Origin of the sequence: Burkholderia sp. LMG 13014 (assembly GCF_905232215.1) — a bacterium.
GTDB lineage: Bacteria > Pseudomonadota > Gammaproteobacteria > Burkholderiales > Burkholderiaceae > Burkholderia.
In genome coordinates, this window is record NZ_CAJNKE010000207.1 from 1 (window position 1) to 9,642 (window position 9,642).

Annotated in this window: 9 protein-coding genes; 4 read left to right on the plus strand and 5 right to left on the minus strand. The window is 66.2% G+C overall.

Going from position 1 to position 9,642, the window contains the following annotated elements:
- Window positions 1–1,785 (minus strand): sigma-54-dependent Fis family transcriptional regulator (locus tag JYJ84_RS19975; RefSeq protein ID WP_205189398.1); only part of this gene is annotated, 1,785 nt, incomplete at its 3' end.
- A gap of 664 nt (window positions 1,786–2,449) precedes the next feature.
- Between JYJ84_RS19975 and JYJ84_RS38365 the strand changes: the two genes are divergently transcribed.
- The 3 genes from JYJ84_RS38365 (at window position 2,450) to JYJ84_RS19990 (ending at window position 5,354) form a co-directional block, all read left to right on the plus strand.
- Window positions 2,450–2,641 carry a DUF2964 family protein gene (locus tag JYJ84_RS38365; protein WP_122949590.1) on the plus strand — a complete coding sequence of 64 codons (192 nt, stop codon included), beginning with the start codon at window positions 2,450–2,452 and terminating at the stop codon, window positions 2,639–2,641.
- Window positions 2,642–2,881: 240 nt separating this feature from the next.
- On the plus strand, window positions 2,882–3,172 hold the full coding sequence (locus JYJ84_RS19985; RefSeq protein WP_039366385.1) for a DUF1488 domain-containing protein: 291 nt from the start codon (window positions 2,882–2,884) through the stop codon (window positions 3,170–3,172).
- 229 nt (window positions 3,173–3,401) lie between these two features.
- Complete coding sequence (locus tag JYJ84_RS19990) at window positions 3,402–5,354, plus strand: tetratricopeptide repeat protein (protein WP_175220028.1); 1,953 nt, start codon at window positions 3,402–3,404, stop codon at window positions 5,352–5,354.
- A gap of 90 nt (window positions 5,355–5,444) precedes the next feature.
- On the opposite strand, the gene JYJ84_RS19995 is transcribed toward JYJ84_RS19990, so the two are convergent.
- Entirely contained in the window at window positions 5,445–6,746 is a 1,302-nt protein-coding gene (locus JYJ84_RS19995) for an NCS2 family permease (RefSeq protein WP_174955947.1), read from the minus strand.
- Between the two features lie 790 nt (window positions 6,747–7,536).
- On the opposite strand from JYJ84_RS19995, the gene JYJ84_RS20000 reads away from it, so the two are divergent.
- A complete protein-coding gene (locus JYJ84_RS20000) occupies window positions 7,537–7,815 on the plus strand; it encodes a hypothetical protein (protein WP_121857867.1) in 279 nt (92 codons plus the stop codon).
- A 160-nt stretch (window positions 7,816–7,975) separates the two neighbouring features.
- Here the strand turns inward: JYJ84_RS20000 and JYJ84_RS20005 are convergent, their stop codons facing one another.
- The 3 genes from JYJ84_RS20005 to JYJ84_RS20015 all read right to left on the minus strand — a co-directional run bounded on the left by JYJ84_RS20005 (window position 7,976) and on the right by JYJ84_RS20015 (window position 9,593).
- Window positions 7,976–8,350 carry a DUF2917 domain-containing protein gene (locus JYJ84_RS20005; protein WP_175220030.1) on the minus strand — a complete coding sequence of 125 codons (375 nt, stop codon included), beginning with the start codon at window positions 8,348–8,350 and terminating at the stop codon, window positions 7,976–7,978.
- Window positions 8,351–8,676: 326 nt separating this feature from the next.
- Window positions 8,677–9,054 (minus strand): DUF2917 domain-containing protein, encoded by a 378-nt coding sequence (locus JYJ84_RS20010; RefSeq protein ID WP_175220031.1) that lies wholly within the window; start codon window positions 9,052–9,054, stop codon window positions 8,677–8,679.
- Window positions 9,055–9,305: 251 nt separating this feature from the next.
- Entirely contained in the window at window positions 9,306–9,593 is a 288-nt protein-coding gene (locus JYJ84_RS20015) for a hypothetical protein (protein WP_011354315.1), read from the minus strand.
- Window positions 9,594–9,642: the final 49 nt, after the last annotated feature.

Sequence of the window (9,642 nt, forward strand, 5' to 3'; positions counted from 1 at the left end):
GCGCGCGCCGGCCGATGCGGCCGGCGTTGCGGTGGCCGGCGCATCCGGTGCCGCGGGTGCCGCCGGTGCGTCCTCGCAGTCGAGCCAGAAATCGTCGGGCAAATGGGCGAGCGTGATTTCCGCTTCGTCTTCGGCCAGCATGCCGGCCGTGCGCAGCACGTTGGTCATCTGGCGCAGGTTGCCGGGCCAGCGGTGGCGCGTGAACGCGTCGAGCACGTCGGTGGCGATGCGGCACGGCATCGGTTCGCTGCGCGCGAGCCGCGCGAGAATCCGCTCGACGAGCGCGGGCAGGTCGGTGCGTGCGGCAAGCGCCGGCAGCGTGACCGCGAGCCCGTTGATCCGGTAGAACAGGTCTTCGCGGAACGTGCCTTCCGCGATCATCGCGCGCAGGTCGCGATGGGTCGCGCAGACCACGCGCACGTCGACCGGCACGGCACGCGCGCCGCCGAGCGGCATCACCGCGCGTTCCTGCAGCACGCGCATCAGCCTGACCTGCTGCGCGAGCGGCATGTCGCCGATTTCGTCGAGAAACAGCGTGCCGCCGTCGGCCTGCACGATCTTGCCGGGGCTGCCGCGCTTGCGCGCGCCCGTGAACGCGCCGTCCTCGTAGCCGAACAGCTCGGCCTCGATCAGCGAATCGGGCAGTGCCGCGCAGTTGACCGCGACGAACGGGCCGTCCGCGCGCGGCGATGCCTGGTGCAGTGCACGGGCGAGCCATTCCTTGCCGGTGCCGGTCTGGCCGAGGATCAGCAGCGGCAGGTCGCGCCCGCGGATCTTCGCGACGCGTTCGAGCACGGCGGCCATGCGCGCGTCGCCCGTGTCGAGCGTCGCGAACGTGATCGCGTCGGGATCCGGCGTGCGCGCGCGTGCGGCGGGCACGGGCGGCGTGACGGCGACGGTGGTCTTGTGCGCTTCCGCGAATTCGCAGCGCGCCAGCACGCGTACGCCGGTCGACAGCGTGAGGCGGAACATCGCGCCGGGGGCGCGTGCCGCCTGCTGCGCGAGCTGGCCGAAGCGCATGCCGAACAGTGCGTCGCTGGCCTGATGCTGCAGTGCGTCGAACGTCGCGCCGAGCTGGAATTGTGCGCTGCGGTTCGCGGCGATCAGCCCGCCGTCGGGGCCGAATGCGACGAGCCCGGCGAACAGCGAATCGACGCATTCCTCGTGCGCATGAAAGCGCAGCCGCAGAGCTTCCGCGCACTGGTTCGCGAACAGGTGGTTCTCGATCAGTTGTGCGGACATCCGCACGAGCGCGAGTGTATGCGGGCTCGAGCCGCGCGGATCGCCGCTGACGTCGAGCGTGCCGAGCGTGCGGCCGAACGGATCGAAGATCGGCGCGCACGAGCAGGTGAGGATATGGTTGGCGTGCAGGAAATGTTCGTCGCCGTGCACGGCGACGGCCTGGCCCGATGCGAGTGCGGTGCCGATCGCGTTGGTGCCGCGCGCGCCTTCCGCCCACGAGACGCCCGTACACAGCGCGACGCGGTTGGCTTTCTCGATGAAGTCCGGGTCGCCGATGCTGTGCAGGATCACGCCGTCGGCGTCGGTCAGCAGCACGAGGCTTTGCGTGTCGGCGATTTGCGCGTGGAGGTTCTCCATCACCGGGCGGGCGTGCGAGAACAGTGCGTGATTCGTGTCGAGCAGTTCACGCAGCGCGATGCGCGACAGCGGCGAGAAATCGGGGCGTTCGTGCGCGCGCAGGCCGACCGCGGTCGAACGCGCATGCGCCTGCGCGAGCAGGTCGGTGCGACCCGCGGTGGCGGGCAGCACGAAGGGTTGCGGCATGACTTGTCTCCTGTCGGCCCGAGTTAGCGCTTTAGCGCTTACTCGGGCCCCATGCTTCGCGGTCGGCCCGAGTTGGCGCTTTGGCGCTTACTCGGGCCCCATGCTTCGCGGTCGGCCCGAGTTGGCGCTTTGGCGCTTACTCGGGCTCCATGCTTCGCGGTCGGCCTGAGTTGGCGCTTTAGCGCTTACTCGGGCTCCATGCTTCGCGGTTGGCTCCGGTTAGCGCTTTAGCGCTTACTCAAGCCCCATGCTTCGCGGTCGGCCCGGTTAGCGCTTCAGCGCTTACTCAAGCCCCATGCTTCGCGGTCGGTCCCGGTTAGCGCTTTAGTGCTTACTCGGCCCCCATCCTTCGCGGTCGACCCCAGTTGGCACTTCAACGCTCACCCAGCCCTGATGCTCTTCGAAATCGGCCGATCCGGCGCACGCACACTCGCGGAAATTCTCTACCGATCCCCACCTCCGCGTGCGGCGCACCATCGATGTGCGAACGCCGGCCATCCGGGTACGCATCATCATACAAGCGCCGCGTACGATGTGCGACCGCGAACAAAATCCACTTGCTTTTAAACGGCCGCCTGCAATGATGGAAATGGAGCACGCACGCGCCGTGTTCCGCATTGCAACATGCATGCGACGCGACATGCATCCGTTCGGGAGACGCATCATGGTTCGGACGGAACTGAGAGTCGTGCTGGCGGCCATCGCCACCTTCATCATGCTGGGCGGCATTGCCGTGGCGATTCACGGGCTGCTGTTCGATCTGACCGATGCGGTGCGATACGGGGCGGCCGCGATTGCGGTGGGCGCCACGACGGCTGCAATCACGCTCAACGTCTGGCCGACCGATCCGCACTGACGCCGGTTTCCGAAACGGTGCCGGATGCCGCGCTGATCAGATGAAATGCGCGTCGGAACGACGCACGCCGGAAAATTTGTCTCCTGCGCGAAACCGTCTAAAGTGGAAATCAACCGGCATGCATTGTCCGCGCCTATCCCCGCGGGCCGTGCCTCCGTCGGCGAGCCCGCGTACATTTCGTCCGGCCGGTAGCGGACGACGGACGCGGTCATTCGTTTTCTACCGGTCGAGGCGGCTCCCATGCAGATTCATTTCACGAACGAGAAGCCCGAGTATTCGGGGCGCGACCTGATGCTTGCGTTCACGGCGTTGGTCAATGGCGAGCGCGTTCAATGTCAGATCACCGCCGAGGCGCTGGAAGATCACTTCGGCGCGGCGTCGCCGCGCTTCGAGGACATGGTCGGCGCATTCGACCAGCACCGCGATCGTATCGAGGCGGCCGCACGGCGCCTGCTGTCGGAGACGCGCGCACAATGCGTGACGCTGCGCAGCGGCTACGTACGCTTCTACGAGGCCAACTGGCGCGGATGACACGACGCTCGTCTTGCAGCGCGCGGCGCTGAACGCTGCGCACGCGAAGACGTTGCCTTTCACGCAATGCCGTTCGGCGGGCCGGGCGGCATTTTCGTATGCGGGCCGCACCGGATTGCTGCTGCACCGGCGCGGCTGCTAGTGTGCCGACACGAACCGGCGTCTCGATTCGTCAGGATCGCAGAGAAAATCATTCGAATACCAACACAATAAAAAGAGGGCACCGCACGTGGATACTCGTTCGGGATGGGGGAAGGCGCGCCGTCTGCTGGCAGGCGCATGGTTGCTCGCAGCCGGCATGTCGATGGCCGATGCGGCGGTTCGATCGGATGACGACGCGATCGGCCAGAGCGCGCCAGGTGAGGTCAACATTGTCGCGGGCGACGTCACGACCGGCGGCATCGTCGTGGCACCAGGCCGCGTTGCGACGCCGTGTCATCGGCTCGCAGGCCGGCCGGCATTCGACATCGCATCGGCCGATGGCCGCCGTCGTCCCGCGCGTCTCGTCGCGGGCAACCAGGATCGGGACATCTGCATCGTCGAAGCGACGGATCTCGACGTCGCCGCCGTGCCGTTGACGGCGCGAAGTCCGGAATCGGCCACGACCGCCTATCTGGCGGGCGCGCGATTCGGCCGTCATGATCCCGTTGCGCTGCGCGTGTGCTGCCATGCCTGGGCGGCGGACGGCGGCATCCATTCCGGTGTGCTCGCGTCGCCGAATCCGGCGCCGCCGCCCGAACCAGGGGCCGGCGTCTACGACGAGCAGGGTAATCTGATCGGCATGGTGGGCGCCCGCGCGGACAACGCCGCGTCGCTCTACATGGTGCTGCCGGTCGAGTGGATTGCGACCGTGGCGGCGCGGATGCCGGCCGTCGACCTGCCGCTCGAAGCGACCGCCTGGATGAGCCAGGCGCGCGCGTACGCGGTCGCGAACGATGTCGACGGGCTGATTCGCCATGACCTTGCATGGACGGCAGCGCGACCGCACAGCGCCTGGGCGTGGAACAACCTCGGCAATGCCTATCGTACGAGCCGGCTACCCGATCGCGGCGCGCTCAGCCTGGCCGCCTATCTACGTTCGGTCGAAAGCGATCCGTCATACGCATTTGGATGGACTTCGCTCGGCAACACCTATGCCGAGCTGGGGCAGATGGATCGCGCACTCGACGCATTTCATGCCGGCATGCGTGCCGATCCGTCGGACGCGATGCTGCCGATGAATCTCGGCATCGCGTATTTGCGGCGCGGCGACAAGGCCGATGCGCGACCGTTGTTCGAACGGGGCGTACATGCGCTGTCCGGTTCGCGCCAGGCCGATGCGTGGAGTCTGCTGGCTTCGACGCAGCCGGATGCGCAGGCCACCATCGGCGTGCTGCACGACGGGTTGAAGGCCTTTCCCGACGATGCGCGGCTTTGGTACGCGCTCGGCCGTGCGCAATACGATCTCGGCCACCTGGCGGACGCGATCGCCAGTTACCAGCACGCGCTGAGCGCGCAGAAGGGCGGCGATCCCGCCGCAACCGCGCTCATCCAGGGCGCGCTAACCCAGGCATATGCGCTGCAAGGCCAGTCCGGCAACGCGTCCAGTGCGATGCACAGTGCGGTTGAAGCGGCGCCGGACAATGCCGAATACTGGTTGCGGCTCGGCGCGCTGTACATGACGCAGTCGAACTACGTCGATGCATTGAGCGCGCTCGACCGATCCATCAAGCTGAACGACGGCGACGCGAGGGCATGGCGGATGCACGGCGTGACGCTGGCGCAACTGGGCCAGCATGCGCAGGCCGTCGCGTCGTTCCGGCGCGCGGTTGCGCTGGACGAATCGCTGGCGGCCGGGTGGGTGGTGCTCGCGGGCGAGCTGAACCAGGTCGGGCAGCCCGACGAAGCGTCGGCCGCGGCTGCGCATGCATTGAAGCTTGATCCATCGAACCGGTTGGCGCGGGAGGCGATGGGCATCGCGGCGATTCGCGGCAAGCGGCCCGACGCGGCGGTCGGGATCTTCGAGGAATTGAACCGCACGTATCCCGGCGACGCGCAAGTCATTGCCAACCTGGCGGTCGCTTATCGCCGCACCGGGCGGGTCGATGACGCGGTGCAGTTGTATCGCCGCGTCAAGACGCTCGATCCGACGCTGGCGCAGCGGCTGTACGACGAGGAGCTCAAGGGCGTCGCGACACCGTAGTCCGCACGGACAAGGCGGCACGGCACGCACAGCAAAAACGCCACCCGGAGGTGGCGTTTTTTCATCGTGCATCGCGCCGAAGCGCCATCGTCATTCGCTGCCGAGATAGAAGAAGCGGAACAGGAACACGGCCGCGATGACCCACACGATCGGCTTGACCGTGCGGGCCTGCCCCGTCAGCAGCTTGAGGCCGCCATAAGCGATGAAGCCGAACGCAACACCGTTCGCGATCGAGTACGTGAACGGCATCAGCAGCGCGGTCAGCGCGGCCGGCACGGCTTCCGTTGCGTCGTCCCACGGTACATCGACCATCTCGCGCAGCATCAGGCACGACACGTACAACAGTGCCGGTGCCGTGGCGTATGCCGGCACGACGCCGGCGAGCGGCGCGATGAACAGGCAGGCGAGGAACAGCACCGCGACGGTGATCGCCGTCACGCCCGTGCGGCCACCGGCCTGCACGCCCGATGCGCTTTCGATATACGCGGTGGTCGACGACGTGCCGAGCACCGAGCCCGCGACGATCGCCGTGCTGTCGGCGAGCAGCGCCTTGTTCAGGCGGTTCATCTTGCCTTCGACGAGCAGGCCCGCGCGGTTCGCGACGCCCATCAGCGTGCCCGTCGCGTCGAACAGCTCGACGAGGAAGAACACGAGGATCACGTTGATGATGCCGGTCGACAGCGCGGCGCCGATGTCGAGCTTGAACAGCGTCGCGTCGATCGACGGCGGCGCGGAGAACACGCCGTGGAACTGGTTGTCGCCGAAGAAGAACGACAGGACCGTGACGCCGATGATGCCGATCAGGATCGCGCCGCGCACGCGCAGGTGGTCGAGCGTGACGATCGTGAAGAAGCCGATGATCGCGAGGATCGTGTCGTGCTTGTGCAGGTTGCCCAGCGTGACGAGCGTGGCCGGGTTGCCGACGATCACGCCCGACGTCTTCAGCGAGATGATGCCGAGGAACAGGCCGATACCCGCGGTGATCGAGATCCGCAACGATTTCGGAATGCCGTTGACGATCGCCTCGCGCACGCGGAACAGCGTGACGAGCAGGAACAGGCAGCCGGAAATGAACACCGCGCCGAGCGCGGCTTGCCACGGGAAGCCCATTCCCTTGACGACCGTGTACGCGAAATACGCGTTCAGGCCCATGCCGGGTGCGCACGCGATCGGGTAGTTCGCGTACAGCCCCATGATGAGCGATGCCAGTGCCGCGACGAGGCAAGTCGCGACGAACACGGATTCCTTCGGCATGCCGGCATCGCCGAGGATCGCGGGGTTGACGAAGATGATGTAGGCCATCGTCAGGAACGTGGTGACGCCCGCGAGTATTTCGGTGCGGAAGTCGGTGCCGGCTTCAGCGAAGCCGAAATACCGCTTGATGGATTCCATGAAGGCGTTTCTCCGGTCGGGTTGTCGTGTTGCTTGTTGTGCCGAATTGTTGTAAAGGCAGCGCGCGGCCGGCTTACTGTACCCAGCCACTATTGCCCGGCTATCGGCGGATTGTAATAGCGCGGATAGCTCGGACGATATAGTTGGAGGGCACGATCGCACGATCGATGGGCTGCCTGCGCGCGAACGGTCTGGCAGCCCGGCCGCGCGGCGAAGGCGCGCATTTTACCGGTTCGGGCGGAGCGAACCGGAAGAAATGGCGGAAACGGGAGCGGGACACGCGAACGAGGCCGGACGATGCGTGCGCAACGGCATGCAACACGGCACGCACGGCGGATCGCGCGTGGCGGTTGCGGGATGACATCCAACTGAAACGGAGCGCCCGCATGCTGCACGAATGCGGGGTGGGCGGCGCGTGCGCGCAAACGCACCTGCGCGGCCGGTGCGGATGCCCGGCAGCGGCGTGCAGCGGCCATTCGTCAGTCCAGGCGGTTGCAGATATCGGGCTATCGTGCGCCGAAGCCGTCCCGCCCGCAACTGTCATTTTGCGATGCGGGGGCGACTGTGGTTTCTGTGTAAAAGATTGCAAGACCCCATCGCATAAACCGGCAAGTCTTTCTAGGATAGATACACCGCGCATGCACACGCCGGCCGGTAATTGCCGACGCGGGGGAGTCGCAGTCCGTGCAGGCCGGGCGGTGAAGTGCGGTCAAGGCCGTTGCGCGTTCGGGCAGGCACGGCCGATTGCGATTGCCCGATGCGGGTTCGTCCGTAAATCACGGAGGTCAGCATGTTGAACTGGATCAGCCGTTGGGCGATGCGACACGCCCCCACGCCGGAAAAAACCGCTGCGTCGATGCTCGTGACGGCGCGCATGGAACTGTTCTCTGCCGAACAGCGCGTCATCGACGCGAAATTACAAGCGGATTACTGGCGCACACGTGTGTCATTCCTCGAGGAGGTGCAGAAGCAGGGCATCGATCCGTGGGTGACCTCGCAGGCAGCGCAACGCCCCGACCTTGATTCCACTCCCCGAAGCACGGGCCCGCGTCTCGCCGCCAGCACCTGATGCCCCTATTGCATCCCGTCGCTGCGCACGGCGCGCGATCGCGCGCGGCACGCACCGGCGTGCCGCGTCATTCGATGCGCACCTGCGGCGCGTTACGCCGCAGGTGCGTCCGTTTCCGGTCGCGACCGTTCCACGTCTCGCGCGCCTGACGGCGCGTCGCTCATCCGCTCCTTCTCCCTGCCCCGAAGAGCAAACGTTGCACGAGTGCGAGCGTGCGCTTGAAGCGTTCGCCACGCCGTACGTACGCGGTCGTGATCGTCGCTTCGACCGACCGATCGGCATCGGTGCCGAGCCAGATGCGCTCGCCGCGTGCGATGCGCAACACGTCGCCGGGCTGCACCCGGCAATCGTCGACGTTCGGCGGGCGCGTGACCCACAGCGCCGCGCCATACACGCGGAGTTCCGCGTCCTGCGGCGCGCGCCATGTCAGCGTCGCGTGCGGCGCGATCGCGAAGCGGATCACGACAGTCGGTAACGCGATCGTGCCGGCGCGGCACCGATCGGGACGGTCAAACAACGGGCTTGCCTGGTCCATCGTCTTCTCCATTCAGTGAGCCGGACGGATGACGCGCACCAGAACAAAAAGGCCTCATCCGTTTCCGGTGAGGCCTTGTGTGACATGCGGTACTGCTCGATTGCTAACGCACAAGCGCCTCCCGTGAACCATTCTTTCGAAGGTTCATCGATCGATGAATCGCGACGGCGACGAGCGTGTACGTAGGCATGCGAACGAGTTTGTCTTCGTGGAACTGCGTTGTCAACGATAATTTTCGGGATAGGCGAGCGTGATACCTCGACGTGCGCGCGCGGAATTTCGTGACGCCGCTGCGTACCCGTATGCAGTGCGCAGCAGCGCTTTCGTCAAGATCGACTTCGACATCGCTCGCGCAGCACGCTGCGTATTCGCACGAGCGCACGCGCCAGCCACGCGCCGCGTGTCATCGCGTACGCGGTCGTGATCGATGCTTCGGCCGGACGGTCGTCGTCGGTGCTCATCCAGATGCGATCACCGCGCCGCACGCGCAGCACGTCGCCGGTGCGTATCCAGTAATCGTCGACGCTGCCCAGCCGCGTGACCCACAGCGTCGCGTCGTGCACGCGGATCTCGGCATCGTTTTGCGCGCGCCATGTCAGCGTCTTGCGCGGCGCGACCGTGAATTGCATCACGACCCGCGGCAATGCAATCGCATCGCGGCGGCACCGATCGGGGCAGACAACCAGCCGGCTTGCTTGGTCCATCGTCATCTCCATCCGTTGAGCCGGGCGGGATGACGCGCACCAAAACAAAAAGGCCTCATCCGTTTCCGGCGAGGCCTTGTGACATGCGCAACTGAATCTCGATGCTAACGCACAAGCGCCCCCGGTGATCGCCACGTATGGGCGTTCACTGGTGTTTTATGCGCGATGGCGGCGGGCTTGAGCGTAGGCATGCGAACGAGTGTGTCGTCGCCGCGCGGCAATGTCAACGGAAATTTCGAGATACGTGGCGGTCACGCGTCGCGTTGCGCGAGCCCGTTCACGAGCAGCTCGGACAGCAGGCCCGTCATCCCTTCCGGGTGCGTGGCCGCACGTGCCTTCAGCTGTTCGACGAGATCGGCGTTCAGCTTGCACGCGAACGGCACGAGGCCCTGTTCCTGGTCGAGCTTGCGCTGCGCGCGGCGGTCGAGCTTGGCTGCGTCGTCGGCACCCTTGCCGAAACGCGCGGAGCTGGATTGCTTCAGCGCGTGCGTCAGCTTGAGCGCCTTGTTCTTTTCGAGATCGGTTTTCTTCATGGCCATCGCGGCACCTCCGGGAAATGAAGCCGCGATTGTACGCATTTCGGCGGGC

Coding starts and splice junctions, on each gene's coding strand:
- JYJ84_RS20000 (WP_121857867.1), top strand. CDS start 7,537: ATGTTGAACTGGATCAGCCGTTGGGCGATGCGACACGCCCCCACGCCG.
- JYJ84_RS20005 (WP_175220030.1), bottom strand. CDS start 8,350: ATGGACCAGGCAAGCCCGTTGTTTGACCGTCCCGATCGGTGCCGCGCC.
- JYJ84_RS38365 (WP_122949590.1), top strand. CDS start 2,450: ATGGTTCGGACGGAACTGAGAGTCGTGCTGGCGGCCATCGCCACCTTC.
- JYJ84_RS19985 (WP_039366385.1), top strand. CDS start 2,882: ATGCAGATTCATTTCACGAACGAGAAGCCCGAGTATTCGGGGCGCGAC.
- JYJ84_RS20015 (WP_011354315.1), bottom strand. CDS start 9,593: ATGGCCATGAAGAAAACCGATCTCGAAAAGAACAAGGCGCTCAAGCTG.
- JYJ84_RS20010 (WP_175220031.1), bottom strand. CDS start 9,054: ATGGACCAAGCAAGCCGGCTGGTTGTCTGCCCCGATCGGTGCCGCCGC.
- JYJ84_RS19995 (WP_174955947.1), bottom strand. CDS start 6,746: ATGGAATCCATCAAGCGGTATTTCGGCTTCGCTGAAGCCGGCACCGAC.